The sequence below is a fragment of the Moraxella sp. CTOTU49803 genome (genome assembly GCF_032097965.1).
GTDB lineage: Bacteria > Pseudomonadota > Gammaproteobacteria > Pseudomonadales > Moraxellaceae > Faucicola > Faucicola tetraodonis.
Genome location: NZ_DAMCJP010000001.1, coordinates 385,901 through 403,839 on the forward strand (window position 1 = coordinate 385,901; position 17,939 = coordinate 403,839).

Below are 17,939 nucleotides of genomic sequence, written 5' to 3' on the forward strand. Positions count from 1 at the left end.
ATTATCATAGGTTTTTTTATGTCTGACCATCAGCAAAATGCTGCCATCCAAAACAGCGCAACCCAAAGCAGTTTTGCAAGCACCGATAGTTATATCGCCACTGACAACCTAAAACTTGCCGTCAACGCTGCGATTCAATTGCAAAAACCGTTACTCATCAAAGGGGAACCTGGCACGGGTAAAACGCTACTGGCTGAAGAAGTGGCAAAAAGTTTAGATATGCCACTGTTAACTTGGCACATCAAATCAACCACCAAAGCCGAACAGGGCTTGTATGAGTACGATGCGGTATCACGCCTGCGGGATAGTCAATTGGGCGATGACCGCGTGTATGATATTGCTAACTACATCAAGGCAGGCAAGCTATGGCAAGCATTTACCAGTCCTGAGCGTGTGGTACTGCTCATTGATGAGATTGATAAAGCGGATATTGAGTTCCCCAACGACTTGCTACATGAGCTCGATAAAATGTCATTTTATGTGTATGAAACTGGCGAAACGATTACCGCCGATCATCGTCCTGTCGTTATTATCACGTCAAACAATGAAAAAGAACTGCCTGATGCCTTCTTGCGTCGTTGCTTTTTTCATTATATTGATTTTCCTGACCAAGCAACCATGCGCGAAATTGTGGATGTGCATTTCCCCAATCTACAGGCAGACTTGGTGGATGAAGCACTCAAGGTGTTCTACGGTCTACGAGAAGTCAAAGGCTTAAAAAAACCGCCATCCACTTCTGAATTGGTAGATTGGATTAGTTTGCTGATGGCCGATGATTTGCAAGCGGGCAGTCAAAATGCGATTGAGCGGTTGAAAAATCCAAGCGATAACTTACCACCCATGGCGGGGGCGTTGCTCAAAAATGAAAATGACTTGAGTTTACTTGAACGTATAGGCTTTATGCTGCGTCATAGTCGATAGGGGATTGGTGTGTTTATCAATCTTTTTTATACCTTACGCACATATGGCGTGCCAGTTTCCACTCGTGAATTGCTAGACCTTTATGCTTTGCTAGAAACAGGCATTGTGTTTGCCGACCGTGAACAATTCTACGAGCTGATTCGCCTATGTATGGTCAAAGACGAAAAATACTTTGATAAATTTGACCGTGCCATGGCAGATTATTTTGAAGGTATTGATACACTCGATATCGACGAGCTGATGGCAAAATTGGGTAATATCCCCAAAGAATGGCTGGAACTTAAACTTGACCCCAACAATCTCACCGAAGCCCAGCGGCGCCTACTCAAAAAATATGGTTCGCTTGAAGCACTCATGAAAGCCCTAGAGGAACGCCTAAAAGAACAAAAAGAGCGACACCAAGGCGGTAACAAATGGGTTGGTACAGGCGGCTCATCGCCTTTTGGTGCGTATGGCGACCATCCCGAAGGTATCCGCGTGGGTGGTGAAAGCCGAAAACGCTCAGCGGTCAAGGTGTGGGAGCAGCGCAAATACCGCGATTTGGACACGGATAACCAGTTAGAAACCCGCTCCATGCAGATGGCACTGCGAAAACTGCGTAAATTCGCCCGTGATGGGGCGGCTGATGAGCTTGATATTGGCTCAACCATCAAGAAAACCGCGCAAACGGGGATGCTCGATGTGCAGCTGCGTCCCGAACGCCGCAATCGTGTCAAAGTGCTCATGCTATTTGATATCGGTGGTAGCATGGATAGCTATATCGAAGCGTGTGAGCGCTTATTTGCTGCCGCTAAAAACGAATTTAAGACGCTTGAATTTTTTTATTTTCATAACTGTGTGTATGAATATGTTTGGACAGAAAATGCCCGCCGTAATGCCAGTGCCGTGCCCACATTGGATGTGCTACACAAATATGGCAGTGATTATCGGGTGATTTTTGTTGGTGATGCCGCAATGTCGCCTTATGAGTTGCTATCTGTCGGCGGTAGCGTTGAGTATATGAGCCAAGATACGGGGCAGGCGTGGCTAAAACGTATCACTAACCACTTTGATAAAGTCGCATGGCTCAACCCTGAGACACCAAGCTACTGGCAATACACCCAGACCATCGGCTTAATCAAAGATATCATGCAAGGGCATATGTACCCGATGACCTTGCATGGTATTGAAGATATGACCAAGTATTTGGCGCGGTAGTATTGTTAAGGCAATTAAAAAAGCATAAATCAATTTCATGCTTTTTTTTGTGCTGATAGGCTGCTAGTTTACCTAAAATCTGCTAGTCACCTAAAAGTTGATATTAAGCTAAAAGCTGCCTAGTCAGCTAACATTAGTTTGGACCGGCCACACGCTCAATAACGACGTTGCCTGTACCTGTGCTGGCTAAGCCAATTTGTTTGGCGGCGGCATACGATAAATCTAAGACGCGATGGCTTGAAAACGGACCGCGGTCATTGACTTTTACTACAACGCTTTTACCGTTTGATTTGTTGGTTACTTTGATATAACAGTTCATTGGCAATGAGCGATGCGCCGCAGTCAATGAATTGGAATCAAAAGTATCACCGCTAGCAGTTTTACGACCTTGAAATTGACGACCATACCAAGAGGCGACACCCGTTTGGCTAAAGCGATTGACTGTATTGGATGCAACGGCAGAAAGACGTTCTAACACGTCTGAATCTTTGCTAGCTTGTGAAGTGTCTTGGCTGATAAGTTGGCTGTCTAAGGCAAGGTTACGAGGTTGGCGGGCTGATTTGACTAAGTCTGATGCATTGTTGTGCTGGCGGGTTAACTCATTAAGTACGTGATCTAAATTGCTCGTGGCTGCTTGGGAAGTTGAGCTAAGCGCCGTTACGCCACAAAAGCAAAGTAACGTCGCTACATTAGCTAAATTCGATTGACGCTTTGACATAATGACCTCTGAACAATCGCTCTTTACAATGAGCGCCTTATATTTGGGAGCACATAAGCCTTGATATGTCATGCATACAAATCGCTTATAGGGCACCAAGAAAATTTATTAGATTTAACAATTAGTTTACAAATTTTACTTTGTTTCGGTATGTAATTGTTCAATCTTGATGACCCACAATAAGCAATTACGCGATTAAAATCACGATTTATTTAGATAAACGGTATAAAAAAATAGATAAACGGTAAAAATTATTAAGTTTTACCATCATAATTGTTTAAAACTACTCATAAAAAGGATATCTTTTATGCTAACTCTTTTACGTTTTTTACATTTAAAAATACCAAGTTACATAAATAGTTACATAATGAATTGTTTATAAATAGGCTATTTACAAATAAAATAGTTTTGCAAAGAGGCTGATAGTTATTTAACATTATGCGAGGCAATTGACATCACTAAACCAAATCCTGCCATCAAAGTAATTAAAGCAGTACCGCCGTAGCTGATAAATGGCAAAGGAACGCCGACAACTGGCAAAATGCCTGCCACCATGCCTGCATTTACAAACACATACACAAAAAATGACATGGCAATCGCGCCAGAGAGTAATTTGCTATAGACAGCAGTATTGGAGTAAGCAATAAATAAGGCGCGGCATAGAATACAAAAATACAAAAACATCAGTAAAATCACACCAATTAAGCCAAACTCTTCAGAAAAAGCCGCAATGATAAAATCGGTGTGACCTTCGGGTAAAAAGTGTAGATGAGATTGTGTGCCTTGCAAGTAGCCTTTACCTGTGAGTCCCCCTGAGCCAATCGCGGTTTTTGACTGCATGATATTCCATCCAGCCCCCAAGGCATCGCTTTCAGGGTCTAGCAAAGTTAGCACGCGTCTGCGCTGGTAGTCGTGTAGCAGGTATTCCCAAGCCACAAAAACAAAAGGAATAAACAGCGCCACTGCAGAGCCAATCATCCACCAAGGTAAACCCGATAAAAACAGCACAAATAAGCCACTAGACGCCACCAATATAGAGGTACCCAAGTCGGGCTGCTCAGCAATTAGCAGCACTGGAATACCAATCGCCACCAGCGTGATAAGCACTGTCGATAAACTTGGCGGCAAGTCGCGTTTGGATAAAAACCAAGCAGTGAGCATCGGCATGCCAAGCTTCATAAACTCTGACGGCTGTACACTACCAAATCCAGGAATATCAATCCAGCGCTGCGCACCCAGACGCACCTCACCAATAATTTTGACCAGTATCAGTAATCCCACGCCACCCACATAGAAAAACGGGGTAAAATCACGGTAAAGACTGGGCGGGATTTGCGCCATGACAATCATTACCACAAACGCGATGGTAAAACTAATGGTTTGACGGATGACCATTCCCATGTCTTGAGTAGAGGCACTGTATAAAATGGCTAAACCAAACAAAGCTGTGACAAACAATAGCATCAATAACCAAGGGTCTAAATGCACGCGCTGCCAAAAGGAGGGTAGACTGTCATTACCAAAGTGATGAGCTTGCCTAGAAAAACGGTACTGTCCAATCTTATCTACCATACACACCAAACATCAAATTAACCCGGTGACAATAAGTCTGTAAAAAGACACAAAAATAGGCTCAATAGTTTATATGGCTTAATGTGATTTTGGTAGTCTTAATAATGTAATAGTTTATAACACTTGTTTCATAGAAATAAGTCACTATATTAAGTGAGCTATTAATTAAGCTTAATTATGAAATGAACATAACTATTAAGTAAGTGAAAATTAAGTTAAGTGAAAATAATTATCAAGTAGGCATGATTAGCTAAGCATATCAAGCCGACTTTTTTGACAGTTGCTCATAAGTCCGTGGTGTTTTTCCATTTTGACGAAACGTGAATAGGCAGTCCATGACACATCAAAACAAGACCAAAAATAAACCAACCATTATCGAAGACAACGCGCAAACAGCCCAGTATGCCAATACCAAGACCAAGAATATAAACACTACCAAGACTCAGAATACCAAAACCAAGATTTTAACAGGCATTGTTGGCTCAGGGATGATAATGACATTGCTTATCGCGTGTAATCATCCTGTCACACCCGTCGATAACCGAAAACCTACTACGACCATCGTTCGTCAAACCCAGCCAAATCCTAAAAATACCACTGTCACGCAGACTGACAATATGCGCGGTCTTATTCTCAACCGTCAAAACACAACCCGACCTACAATAGATTATGGCGCACTCAAAAATACCACACGATACAATAGTAGCGTTGTCTATACCAATGATGCAGATTTTAAGGATTGGCTGGCTAGCCACAGCTACCAGCAATCAGAAGTGTTGGCTTATCAAAATTTCTTGCAAAGCCAATTAGGCAGTATTCCGCCGATGGAGCAGTTAATCGCGAGTGCCAGAGATGCACGGCGCTGTGGTTTTGAGCCGTATGAAGTACCGCCTGCATCGCTGTGGCAAAATATCGTGCCCACCCTGCAAATGCTGCAGCAACTGCAAAAACAAGGTTACTTGCCGTATTCGACAGTGATACGCTCCGTGTATCGAAACCCTGCATTAAATGATTGTGCGGGCGGCGCGGGGGAGAGTAAGCACATGACCAATGGCGCAATTGATATTTGGATACCTGAAAACGAAGCCAATAAATGGGCGATAGAAAGCACCTTTGATGGGCTTTGCCAGTTTTGGCAGTCCAACGGGCAAAGCTATAATTTTGGACTCGGCTTATATCCGACAGGTTCGGTGCATCTCGATACACAAGGCTTTCGAAAATGGGGCGCAAGCCATAGCTCAAGCTCATCACCCTGTCGTTTTTAACCCTAACATAACTGTTAAGCTATTAGCATTGGCTATTTAGCGGTTTTTGTTGTGTTTGGCGTGGCGTTGCCAACGGTCACAATCAAAAACTTGTTAGGGTCAATGAGGTCTTTATAGCTTTGATTGACAGCGTTAAGGTCGGCGCGTTGTACGCGCGTCACGTACTCGGTCAAGTAACTATCTGGCAGCTGATAAAACCCCATCATAGCAACTGTGGCATTCATGGCGGCATTGCTAGCAAAGCTAGTTGGGAAACTGTTGATTAAACTGTCTTTGGTTAAAGCCAATTCGTTTGCCGTCACCCCTTTTTCTAGGGTATTTTTGATGACTTGCTTGGTCGCCTCAATCGCTTCTTGCGACTTTTGGTTACGGGTAGAAAAGCTAATGGTATAACTACCTTGGGCAAGCATCGGCGTGGTGCTGCTATAAATGCCATAGGTGAGCCCACGTTTTTTACGGATTTCTTCCATCAATCTGGCTTGAAAATTGCCGCCCCCGACGATTTCATCGGCAATGGCAAAGTTGGTTTGATGCTGCAAGCCTAAAGTATCCGCCACGCGTTTTTGACCCAATTGCCCCATTAATACAGTGGTTTGGGTGCTGTCAAATGGGATATGAATCGTTTTAGCGGCGCTCAAAGGTTTGGCATCGGCAAGCTTTGGGGCAGCTGTGCCAACAGGCATTTGAGCGGTTAGCTGATTGGCAAGCGCTCGCGCGCGCTCAAGACTGATATCGCCTGTAATGGCAATATTTGCGTTCTTCGCCACCAAAAACTGCTGGCTAAAAGCTTTAAGATCGGTGGCATTAATTTTGGCAATGCTGTCTTCTGTGCCTTGGGTGGGGTGGGCGTAGGGATGATTGCCATAAAGCGCGTTAGCAAAGGCTTTGGTTGCGATGCTATTTGGATCTTCTTTGGCTTGTTGCAGACTGATTAGATACTGGGCTTTGGTACGCTCAAAATTTTTGTTTGGAAACGTAGGCTGGGTCATCATATCGCTCATTAAACCAAGCGCAGAGGATAAACGCGCCTCATCGGATAGACTGCGCAAACTCACGATAAACATATCTTTATAAGCCCGGGCAGATAAATCAATCCCAAGCTGCTCACTAGTCTCGGCAATCTCATCTTCACTTTTATGGCGTGTGCCCTGATCGAGCATACTCGCGGTCAGACTGGCAATCCCAAAACCGCCTTTTTTAATGGCTTCATCACGAGCCGAGCCTGCATTAAAATACACACTGACATCCACAATCGGTAAATTGTGGGTTTGTACCAAAGCCACTGGGGTACCCGAATCCGTCGTAAAGTGGATGATATCGGGTAATGTCACTTTTAACGGTGCCGTCGTTTTTAGACTGGTTAATTTGTCTAAAGCGGCAATAGGTGCGGTGGGGTCAACATTGCCACTACTGTGAGCATCGCTATGGGTGGCAGGTTCGGCATGGCCTCCTTGCGTGGCAATGGTGGTCATTAGTAATAAGATTTTAGCTAAGCGTGGTTTCATTTTTTTTCTCAAAATTCTAAGGATGGTCTGACAAGCAATGTGGGCAAATTAAGTCAGGATAAGTTAAGTTACTGGTTTTATAGTTATTTATTGGGTTTATTTTCTTTTACCACATTGAGCACGGTTAAATTGTCGTTAACCAAATATTTGCTAGCGGCAGCGTGTAAGTCACTTTCTGTGATGCTATCTAAGGTTTTGGGTAGGTTAAACACCATTCGATCATCAAGCCCAATGCTGTTTAGACTGCCAATCATCTGCGCTTGTCCGCTGATACTATCTTGGCTATAAATCAAGCTGGTCATGGTGTTGGTTTTGGCACGGGTCAGTTCACTTTGTGCAATCGGTTGGGTTTTGAGCGCGTTAATCTCAGCAATGATTGCTTGTTTGGCTTGGGCAAGCGTAACGCCATCTCGCGGGGTAGCTTGGATTAAAAATAGCCCATCGCCCCGACTAAAGGCACTGTAACCACTGCCGACTGAGGCTAGTAGCTGTTTTTCCCGTACTAGGCGTTTTTCTAGGCGTGCAGATAGACCACCATCGAGCACATCGGCTAGTAACGATAGACTATAGGCGGTTTTGGGGTCTTTTGCTGTGGTAAGCGTAGGCACGTTAAACGCCATCATGACCATAGGCACTTGCACGGGCAATTGGGTGGTTTTTTCTTGATAACCACGAAAGCCTGGCTGTATCACACTGGGGCGCTTTGGCAGGGTTTGCGGTTTTTTATCGGCAAAGTATTTTTTGACTTCATTGATCGCGTCTGTTGGATTGACATCGCCCACGATTACTAAGGTCGCATTGTTGGGTGCATACCATGTTTTATACCAATCAGTTAGGTCGTTTAATCCAATGGATTCGATTTCTGCCATGGGGCCAATGACCGATTCCCCTTTGGGGCTATTGGGATATGCCATTTTGCTAAACTGCTCATAGGCGCGGGCGTTTGGGTTATCATCGGTCCGCTGGCGGCGCTCTTCCATCACCACTTGGCGCTCAGCGGTAAAGTCGCTGTCCTTTAGCTCTAAATGGCTCATCCGATCGGCTTCAAGCTCTAGGGCGAGCGCTAAACGATTGGCAGGGAAAATTTCATAATATGCGGTGTAGTCATAGCTGGTAAAGGCATTATTGCTACCGCCAAATTTGGCGATGAGGCGTTCAAAATCTGCTGAAGACACGTTTTTTGTTCCCTTAAACATCATATGCTCAAGCAAATGTGACATACCGCCTAAGTTAGTGGGTTCATCCGCGGCACCCACGCGATACCATACTTGGCTTATCACCACAGGGGAGCGGTGATCTTCTTTAATAATCACCTTTAAGCCATTAGCCAGCGTATATTCATGGCGCGTTGCTGCCTTATCGCTGTCAAAATCTGTGGGGCTGCGCGTTTGCTGGGTTGTGTCAGTTACCGCGTTAGCAGTTGGGTGCGCGTTAATAGGCGTATTCGCTACAGTCGGGGTAGTTTTGGTCGGCATGGTTTTGGCTGCGATGGTCTGCGCAGTGCTGCAACCTGATACACAGAACGTATAGGTTAGGGCGGCAGCAAGGATGGTAAGGTTAAAAAATGTAGGTTTTGACACAGGGTTTCGGTTTAACATAGTTTCTCTTTAACTTTTAATCTTTAATCTGGTTTTTCTGATTGTGGGGCAATGGGGTTTGCAGGCATTATAAAAGATAAACCATGATAACGGATGTTGGCATTGATTGCTATTTGAAAGCCCATTGCACGATTAAATCTGAATAAATACCCCCTGCAAATTTTTAGCGCAACAAGCTGTGAGCTGACAGTTTTTTCCCATACCACACATCCTATGGATTGAAGGGATTGACAGCATGTTTATTTCAAACTGCGAACAAACACTGTTATAATTTTATACATCTCGATATTTTAATGACAAATTTAACCATAGGCGATGATATGAGTAGCAACCAATTTAATAACAATGCTTCTAATAAGGTGGTAATTAATTTTAATAACCAACCGACTAATTTTGATGATGCTACGATGCCCAATCTGCCTGTGCAAGATGTGCCAATTATTGAAACGCCGCGTATCGCTGAAACCGCCCAAACGTCAACGCTGCAAACACCCGTCGTGACCCCTCAATCTGTGTCACCAATGCCGCAAAGCCAACACCAAGGGCAGCCTGCAACCACACAGCAGCCATCTGCCAATACGGCTGAGCCAAGTGCAGAGCCTGAAAAAAAAGGGGGCTGGTTTAGCCGCATGAAGCAAGGCTTGTCAAAAAGTCGTAAAAACTTGACCGAAGGCTTAACCAATATTTTGATTGGTGGTAAAGAAATTGATGATGAGCTACTTGAAGAAGTGGAAGACCAACTGTTGGTCGCCGACATTGGGGTGAATGCCACCAATCGCATTATCAAAAACTTGACCGAAGCCACTGCACGCGGCGATTTGATTTATTCGCATTCACTGTATAAAGCGCTACAAAAAGAACTAACCGATATCTTGACACCCAAAGTTGCACCACTGGTGGTGGATGCTAGTACAAAACCGTTTGTCATCTTGGTCGTGGGGGTCAATGGCGTGGGTAAAACCACCACCATCGGTAAACTTGCCAAACGCCTGCAAGCTGAAGGCAAATCCGTGATGTTAGCAGCGGGCGATACGTTCCGTGCGGCAGCCACCGAGCAATTGCAAGTATGGGGGGAGCGCAATAATATCCCTGTTGTCGCCCAAGGTCATGGCTCAGACAGTGCCTCGGTGATTTTTGACGCCATTCAATCTGCCAAAGCCCGTGGCATTGACGTACTGATTGCCGATACCGCAGGGCGTCTACAAAATAAAACTAATTTGATGGAAGAGCTGAAAAAAGTGATTCGCGTCATGCAAAAAGCCGATCCGACAGCGCCGCATGAATCCATGATTGTGCTCGACGCGGGTACAGGACAAAATGCCCTAAATCAAGTAGAAATATTCAATGAAGCAGTGCCATTGACAGGCGTGACCGTCACCAAATTGGATGGCACCGCAAAAGGCGGCGTGGTATTTAATATCGCTGAAAACACCAATGTGCCGATTCGTTTTATTGGTGTGGGTGAAAAAATTGATGATTTGCGCCCATTTCAAGCCGATGATTTTGTCAAAGCCCTGTTTGAAAAAGATGAGTAACTCATGTATCACTTAAATATTGCTAATAAGCAGATGACTAATATTGATAAAATTCAATTTAGTGAAGTGGGTTTTAGAGAGCGCCAAGATTTGCAAGAATGGATTGTGAGCAATCCAGAATGTCTTGGCGAGCCATTATTAATTATTCAAAAAGAATTTAACGGGTTTGACAATACGTCTGAAAGATTAGATTTATTGGCGTTAGATAAAAGTGGTAATTTAGTCATTATTGAAAATAAAACGGATAGTTCTGGTAAAGATGTTGTATGGCAGTCTGTGAAATATGCATCTTATTGCTCTCGACTTACAGATGAGAAAATCATAAATATTTTTGCTGACTATCTTAGAAAATATGATAGCCAAAACTCTGATGATTATATTGCAAGCGCTAAACAAAAAATAAATGAATTTCTTAGCGATAGCACAGAAGATGATATTGGATTAAATCCCAATGAAACTTCGCAACGAATCATTTTAGTCGCTGCTGAATTCCGTCAAGAAGTAACATCAGCTGTATTATGGCTGATGAATTTTGGTATTAATATCTGTTGTATAAAATGCCAACTTTTTAAATTTAATAATGACTTTTTCTTTGATACTCAGCAAATTATTCCTGTACCCGAAGTTGAAAGCTTTATGATAGATATTGCGGAGAAAAAACAAGAAGACATTCAAATCAAAAATAATAAACAAAGCGTACTAATAAGTTTTTGGTCGCAATTTATCAATGCGACTTTATCAAATGCTGAAAATTTATATGCTAATAGGACACCAAGTAAAGATAATTGGTTAGGTACTAAATTAGGAAATGGTGTCGGAATAAGTGTTGTAATTACAAAGGAATCTGTAAAAATTAGAGTTGAAATAAAAGGTAATAATAAAGAAGACACTTTAAAAATATTCGACTATTTATATCAGCATAAAGAAGAAATCGAATCAAAATTTCAATATCCTGTTAATTGGGAGCGTTGTCCTGAAACTGTATATAGTTTTATAATTATCACAAACGAAGCAGTTGGATATTCAGACAAGTCTGAATGGCGGGGTGCAAATGAATTTTTGATTGAAGAAAGTTATAAAATGCAGAAAATTCTTAAATCACTTCTAGATAAATTTGTCTTATAAAATGCTTACCACAAACTACCAACTATCAATCAAATTACCAACAATTACCCTTGTCGCACATAAGGGTTGTCTTATCGCGCTTGATTGGCAAACCCAAAAAATCCTACAACAATTAACTGCACAAGCGCACTATATACAAAGCAAAGATTTGGCTGACTCAGTAGATGACGATGCCAAAGTCTTACGAAATACCATCAGTCAACTTGACGAATATATTAATGGACAGCGACAAGTTTTTGATATTCCCTTAGATTTATCCACAGGCACACCCTTTCAGCAAAAAGTATGGCAAGCATTACGACAAATCCCTTACGGTCAAACAATCAGCTATGCACAGCTTGCGCTACAAGTGGATAATCCCAAAGGCTTTCGCGCAGTCGCGCAGGCCAATGGCCGCAACCCACTAAGTCTCATCATTCCTTGCCATCGCGTGATTGCCAGCGATGGCAAATTGGGCGGTTACACCGGTGGGATTGAGATTAAGCAAACATTGCTTGATATAGAGCAAGCAAGTTATCAGCGATAAACAATAACCCAATGAAGCGTTATTCTTTATCATCTGCGTCTTTTTCTTCCCAAGTTTCTAAGCGTTCATAAATACGACCATAAACGGTATTTTTACGATACTTGCCTTTTTTGGTCATCTCATCCGGCGCCAGACCCGTCAATAGATACATGGCTTCATTGACATGCTCTACGGCATAGATGGTAAATTTATCTGCCGTCACGCTATCGATGATATCTTGACGTAGCATCAATTGCGCCAAATTGGCTTTGGGTACAATCACCCCTTGTTTACCCGTCAAGCCTTGTTCGACACACGCATCATAAAACCCGGCGATTTTGGCATTGACGCCGCCAACCGCTTGGACTTGACCAAATTGGTTCATCGATCCTGTCACCGCTAAGCTTTGATTAATCGGGGTTTGCGATAGGGCAGACAGCAGCGCGCAGGTTTCGGCTACTGTCGCGCTATCGCCATCGATACCGCCATAACTTTGTTCAAAAGCCAGCGATGCGGTAAAGTTGAGCGTGTGGTCTTCTGCAAACAGCGCTTTTAGGTAACTGCTCATAATCAGCACGCCTTTGGCATGAATAGAGCCGCCTAAATCCACATCGCGCTCGATATCAACAATATCGGCGTGCGCGGCACTGTGATGCACTGACGCTGTCAATCGGGCAGGCATACCAAATTCACTATCTGCGTAGCTGATGACTGTCAGCGCATTGATTTGACCAATCGCTTTGCCTTGGGTGCTAATCAGCTGTTGCCCTTTTTCTAGCTCTTGCCAGAACAATTGTCGTAAATAACCCGAGCGGTGGCGAATATCATCAATGGCTTGGCGGACATGGCTAGCAGTTACTGTGTTTTCAGGGCTAAGCTCTGATTGATTGATGATGGCATGACGATTGGCTTCGAGTAAGAGCTGCGCCAATCTGTCCCCATGTAGGCTTAACTCATGCTGGTCTTCTGCTTGTTCACTAAGATAATCCAATAAACACGCCAACGCGGTGTTATCAAACGTTAGCAATTGGTATTTGCTTATCATATCAGCAATTTTGGCGGTCATTGCTTGTTCATTGGCGTGGCTGCGTACCACGCGATCATGAAAATCTGCACGGATTTTGAATACGGCATTAAATTCAGGCTCAAAATCTAGCAGGTCATAATATAAGTCTGGCTCACCGAGTAAAATAACTTTGACATCAAGCTTAATCGGTTGTGGCTCAAGGCTGATACTACCAGTCAGTGTCAGCATTTGCTCAAGGCTCGACATCTTGATTTGGCGGCTTTGCAGCGCACGTTTGAGACCTTGCCACGCATACGGATATTCAAGCAAATTAGTTGCTTCAAGCACCAAATAACCGCCATTCGCACGATGCAGTGAACCGGCGCGAATTAGACTGACATCCGTTGACACAGTACCTAAATGGGTAATTTGCTCGACATGACCGAGTAAATTTAAATGGGTGGGTAAGTCTTCAAACACAATCGGTGCGCCTTGATCGGGCGCATGGCTTGCAATCACATTGACAAAATAGCGCGCTGGCAATGGCGAGAAATGGCTGGGCAAAAACTCTTCATCATCTTCATTGATGATTCGTTCTACATGATTGACGATATCGTCATGCACGTCTTGCAAATACTTACGAACCTTTGGTAAGGCTTGATACTTGTCAAATAACGGCTCCATCAATGGTTTTAAGGTACGCCGAGTCAATGAATGGTGTAGCGCTTGCAGGGTCTGATTGGCTTCATCTTCAATTTGCTCAAGCTCAACGGTCAGTTGGCTCAAGCGTTTTTGCATGTGGTTCTTATCTTGATAATTGGCAACATACGGCGACTTTGGGGTTAAGCCAAAGCTGGCTTGATTGGTTGCACTCGAGGTGTTATTAGAGGTGCTAGTTGTGGTACTAGACGTTTGATTGGCTTTAATTGGTAAAACTGGCGCTTTGCCACTCGATTTTTGGCGACCCCATTTATTAGCAGGTTTGATTGATAAATAACCATCGCTTGGCTCGATATCATTGTAACTGTCATTGTCATTGCCATCGGCTCGGTTGTCACTAAAATCAGATTTGATAAAAATCGGTTTGTTGTCCGAAGGTCGCAGCGCCAATGCAAGTGAATATTGTTTGCCTTCTTCATGCAGCGCATGATAGACCTGTTCTTCACGAAGGCTAATTTCATTCTTTATGGCTTCTACTTTACTTTGATAGTGCTCACTGCGAAAACGCTGATTGAGCTGACGCTTGGTGGTTAGCCAAAAGGTTTTGACATCTTCCGCTAATTGCTTGCCCATGCCAGCAGGAAGGTCAAGCGCAATCGGGGTGCGCGCATCAACAAAATTATGCACATATACCCAGTCATTGGGTGTGGGTTTTTGTTTGGCGTGTGCTTGTAGCAGGCGAGTGATTAAGGTGCGTTTGCCCAGTCCGTTTTCACCTGCAGCAAAGATATGATAACCATTGGCATTGATATCAAGCGCAGTGGCAATCGCTTTACAGGCGCGCTCTTGCCCAAAGCCAATTTCAAGCGTTTTGGTATGGTTGCTATCTGTTGGCAAGGTCGCTGGGTCGGTATAACGGCGCAAGTGCGAAATTGCAACAGGCTGTAAATTGTTAGATTTGATGGTATCGGTAATGATAGCGGCGGATTTTGAAGTCACAGGGGTAGTACGAACAGATTTTGCAAGGGTATTTTTCATAAAACAAGTTTCATCAACGCATTAAAAAGCGGTAGTGGGAAAGATAAACAATGACAGTGACAGTTAGAGTGACAGTGCTTAGGGTCTGAAGTCTAAGGTTTAGGGTCACTTATAGTTAACAGATAGGTTTTGGTAAGTGGTAATAAAGTATCAGTATGATGTGGTTTTTTGTTGATAAAATCAATGGCTATTTTTTCGTGAATCGTTGCCTTAAGGTTTCAGCCGCAGTAATATAAAAGTTGATGGGTAAGTATTTGCTAAGATAACATATTGACGCTTAACACAATCGTTTGAGACAACAACATGGCTAAAACAGAAAACGGATTTATTTTAGCGCTGGATCAGGGCACTACCTCAAGCCGCAGTATCATCTTTGATAGCCAATTAACACCCATCGCCATCGCCCAAAAGCCGCTGGGTATCATCACCCCAAAATCCGGGTTTATCGAGCAAAATGCCAATGACATTTGGCAAACCCAAATTAGTACCGCCCAAGAAGTGATTGCCAAAGCAGGATTGTTGGCGACAGATATTTCAGCCATCGGTATCACCAACCAACGTGAGACCACCATAATTTGGCATAAAAAAACGGGTAAGCCTGTCGCACCTGCCATTGTCTGGCAAGATAGACGTACCCATCAGTGGTGTAGAGACTGGCGTGATAAAGGCTTTGACGCCAAAATCCAGCAAATTACCGGATTACGTATAGATCCGTATTTTAGTGCCAGCAAAATCGTATGGCTGTTAAACCAAAACCCTAAGCTTCGCCAACAAGCGCTAGCAGGTGAGTTGGCTTTCGGTACTGTGGATAGTTGGCTACTGTTTAACATGACAGGCGAGCATAGCATTGATATCACCAACGCCTCACGCACCATGCTGATGTCTTTGCAAACAGGCGACTGGTCTGAGGAGTTATTGGATTTATTTGATATTCCCAAAACCATGTTACCTACCATCAAGCCATCGGATGGCGATTTTGGGGTCACCAAACAAGGGATGTTTGGCAAACAAATCCCAGTCACGGCAGTGCTCGGCGATCAGCAAGCCGCCTTGTATGGGCAGGGCTGTAACCGAGCAGGCATGGCAAAATCCACCTATGGCACCGGCTGTTTTTTATTAATGAATACCGGCGATAAGCCCTGTGTCAGTCATCAGCAATTACTCACTACCGTCGCTTGGCAAACCACACAGGCGAATCACACTCGTCAACCTAACCGGCATGAACCTTCAGGTAAATTGCCCAACTTGTTAAAACCTTTACAAAATTTACAACGAAATAAAAAAACAAGCACGCAAACACAATATGCGCTTGAAGGCAGTGTGTTTATGGCAGGTGCCATCGTGCAGTGGCTACGCGATAACTTAGGTATGATAGCGCGCAGTGAGGACGTTGAAACCTTGGCAGCGCAAGTGCCAGATAGCCAAGGAGTGACCCTGATTCCTGCCTTTACCGGGCTTGGTGCACCTTACTGGCGAGCAGATGCTACCGCAAGACTTATCGGGCTGACACGCGGCACTACCAAAGCGCATATCGCTAGAGCCGCCTTAGAAGCGATTGCGCTGCAAGCCTATGATGTGTTAATCGCCATGCAAAAAGATAGCCCGGTACCACTGCACGAACTGCGCGTGGATGGAGGCGCTGCCAATAACAATATTTTAATGCAATTTCAAGCCGATATACTCAATGTCCCTGTGCTTCGACCAACGACCACAGAGAGTACCGCAAAAGGGGTGGCATTATTGGCAGGGCAAGCGGTGGGATTATATGATGACAGTAGCATTGGTGAAAGTTGGCAGTTAGACCGTATCTTTGAGCCTAAGATGGCAGTGTCTGAGCGCCAAGCCATCGTGGAGCGTTGGCAGTTTTATATCAATCAACTATTAAACGAACAAAATTAAAGCAAGAAAATCATTAACATAGCTCTAAACAACTAAAAATAATGTAAAAACAAATAGTTAAATATCTGAAGAATTTTTTTGAAGACTCGACACGAGAGTGATTTTCGTTAGCAATTAAATGCATTAAGTAAAAAAAAGCACTTTATGCACCCAATTTTTAAACAATGCTTAAAAATATCAGCAAATTTTGGCTAAAAAAAGTGATTTTTAGTGTGGAAATCGACTAAAAAAATGTATAATGCTGCAAAATTCGACACTGTGTTGGCATTGATAATGCTAATGACAGTTGCGATGATAGATAAAAGTTACGAAATTTTTTTGGACAAGGTTGGCGCAAAGCAGGGATAACTGGTAACTAAACATTAAGGATATGACAGTGGACAATCAATTTGTTATCGCTACGGCAAATTTACTCAACTTTGCACTGCCCAATCGGGTTTTTTATCGAAACCAAGATGGGTATACGCCAAAGCAATATCAACAAAAGATTAATGCACTTGCCCCCATTTTTCGGCAATTGCAAGCTGATATCATTGGTTGCCAAGAAATTTGGGATGAGCAAGCACTCATTGACTTATGTCATGCAGCCGGTCTCAATGACTATCATGTCACAGTGCCGTTAGCCAGTAATCAGCCAGACAGTCCATTGACCCAAGGACGAGGCGCAGTTGGCACCCCGAGTGTAGGTTTGGTATCGCGTTTTGAGATTATTAACACCCAATTGCTCACGCAGATGCCTGCGATTGCGTTGTTGGACGTTCCTGATGTTGGGCTTTATCAACAATTTAATCGCCCCCCGCTGATTGCCGACATCAGATTGCCAAATGGCATGGTGGTCACCGTGATTGTGGCGCATCTAAAAAGTAAACGCCCTGAGTTTTTAGAAAACGCGCAAGGCGAGCCGTTAGAAGATCGCAATGATCCGCTAATTCGAGTCCGCGCCAAGCTGCGCAGTCTTTGTATGCGGGCGGCGGAAGCGGCAGGCATTCGCCAAGTGGTCATCGAAAAACTGTCGCACAACAACCATCCGCTGATTTTGTTAGGGGATATGAATGATGTGATGCAAAGTGTCACTTGTCAGCTTTTAAGCGAATCGGGCGAAGTATTTTATGATAAGTCGATGCGGGATATCGTGCTGTATGATGCCTCTACAATACAAAGCCGTATGCACTGGCTTAAAGATGTGGCGTACACCCATATCCACCAAGGTATGCCAGAAGTGCTTGACCAAATTTTGGTATCTGAACAATTTTTAGCTGATAGTAAATTTAACATCGGTGAAGTATTACAAGTTGATTATTTTAACGATCATCTCAAATTTATTGTAGAACAACGCCCAACCGATCATGGATTGGTACGGGCACAAATTAAACTTTATTCATAATCAGTCGATAG

General features: G+C 43.7%; 13 protein-coding genes. 8 read left to right on the forward strand and 5 right to left on the reverse strand.

All coding sequences use genetic code 11. From position 1 onward, the window contains the following. The first annotated feature begins 18 nt into the window (after positions 1–18). Together RT422_RS01750 and RT422_RS01755 are read left to right on the forward strand one after the other, a co-directional pair. Positions 19–921: a MoxR family ATPase gene (locus RT422_RS01750; protein WP_313421079.1), complete on the forward strand. Its 903-nt coding sequence runs from the start codon at positions 19–21 to the stop codon at positions 919–921. Between the two features lie 9 nt (positions 922–930). Then, complete coding sequence (locus tag RT422_RS01755) at positions 931–2,118, forward strand: vWA domain-containing protein (RefSeq protein ID WP_050324244.1); 1,188 nt, start codon at positions 931–933, stop codon at positions 2,116–2,118. A gap of 133 nt (positions 2,119–2,251) precedes the next feature. Here the strand turns inward: RT422_RS01755 and RT422_RS01760 are convergent, their stop codons facing one another. Beyond that, positions 2,252–2,836, reverse strand: coding sequence for a septal ring lytic transglycosylase RlpA family protein (locus RT422_RS01760; protein ID WP_060995287.1), 585 nt, complete (start codon positions 2,834–2,836; stop codon positions 2,252–2,254). Positions 2,837–3,262: 426 nt separating this feature from the next. Further along, positions 3,263–4,408 carry a rod shape-determining protein RodA gene (gene rodA / locus RT422_RS01765; RefSeq protein ID WP_050324246.1) on the reverse strand — a complete coding sequence of 382 codons (1,146 nt, stop codon included), beginning with the start codon at positions 4,406–4,408 and terminating at the stop codon, positions 3,263–3,265. A gap of 335 nt (positions 4,409–4,743) precedes the next feature. On the opposite strand from rodA, the gene RT422_RS01770 reads away from it, so the two are divergent. Beyond that, entirely contained in the window at positions 4,744–5,673 is a 930-nt protein-coding gene (locus RT422_RS01770; protein ID WP_284033869.1) for a D-Ala-D-Ala carboxypeptidase family metallohydrolase, read from the forward strand. Between the two features lie 32 nt (positions 5,674–5,705). Here RT422_RS01770 and RT422_RS01775 read toward each other — a convergent pair whose 3' ends face one another. Beyond that, positions 5,706–7,178, reverse strand: coding sequence for a pitrilysin family protein (locus tag RT422_RS01775; RefSeq protein ID WP_313421080.1), 1,473 nt, complete (start codon positions 7,176–7,178; stop codon positions 5,706–5,708). Between the two features lie 83 nt (positions 7,179–7,261). After that, positions 7,262–8,776 (reverse strand): pitrilysin family protein, encoded by a 1,515-nt coding sequence (locus tag RT422_RS01780; protein WP_313421081.1) that lies wholly within the window; start codon positions 8,774–8,776, stop codon positions 7,262–7,264. 320 nt (positions 8,777–9,096) lie between these two features. Here RT422_RS01780 and ftsY point away from each other — a divergent pair, with 320 nt between their 5' ends. From ftsY to RT422_RS01795, 3 genes are read left to right on the forward strand one after another with little or no spacing between them, the layout of a single operon-like run. Beyond that, a complete protein-coding gene (gene ftsY, locus RT422_RS01785; RefSeq protein WP_409520089.1) occupies positions 9,097–10,311 on the forward strand; it encodes a signal recognition particle-docking protein FtsY in 1,215 nt (404 codons plus the stop codon). Positions 10,312–10,314: 3 nt separating this feature from the next. Further along, on the forward strand, positions 10,315–11,436 hold the full coding sequence (locus tag RT422_RS01790) for a DUF4268 domain-containing protein (RefSeq protein WP_313421082.1): 1,122 nt from the start codon (positions 10,315–10,317) through the stop codon (positions 11,434–11,436). A gap of 1 nt (position 11,437) precedes the next feature. After that, positions 11,438–11,962, forward strand: coding sequence for a methylated-DNA--[protein]-cysteine S-methyltransferase (locus tag RT422_RS01795; protein ID WP_099833794.1), 525 nt, complete (start codon positions 11,438–11,440; stop codon positions 11,960–11,962). A 19-nt stretch (positions 11,963–11,981) separates the two neighbouring features. Here RT422_RS01795 and RT422_RS01800 read toward each other — a convergent pair whose 3' ends face one another. Then, positions 11,982–14,645: an AAA family ATPase gene (locus RT422_RS01800; protein ID WP_313421083.1), complete on the reverse strand. Its 2,664-nt coding sequence runs from the start codon at positions 14,643–14,645 to the stop codon at positions 11,982–11,984. A 303-nt stretch (positions 14,646–14,948) separates the two neighbouring features. Between RT422_RS01800 and glpK the strand changes: the two genes are divergently transcribed. Beyond that, positions 14,949–16,544: a glycerol kinase GlpK gene (gene glpK / locus RT422_RS01805; protein ID WP_313421084.1), complete on the forward strand. Its 1,596-nt coding sequence runs from the start codon at positions 14,949–14,951 to the stop codon at positions 16,542–16,544. A 370-nt stretch (positions 16,545–16,914) separates the two neighbouring features. Continuing rightward, on the forward strand, positions 16,915–17,928 hold the full coding sequence (locus tag RT422_RS01810) for an endonuclease/exonuclease/phosphatase family protein (RefSeq protein WP_313421085.1): 1,014 nt from the start codon (positions 16,915–16,917) through the stop codon (positions 17,926–17,928). The last annotated feature ends 11 nt before the right edge of the window (positions 17,929–17,939 follow it).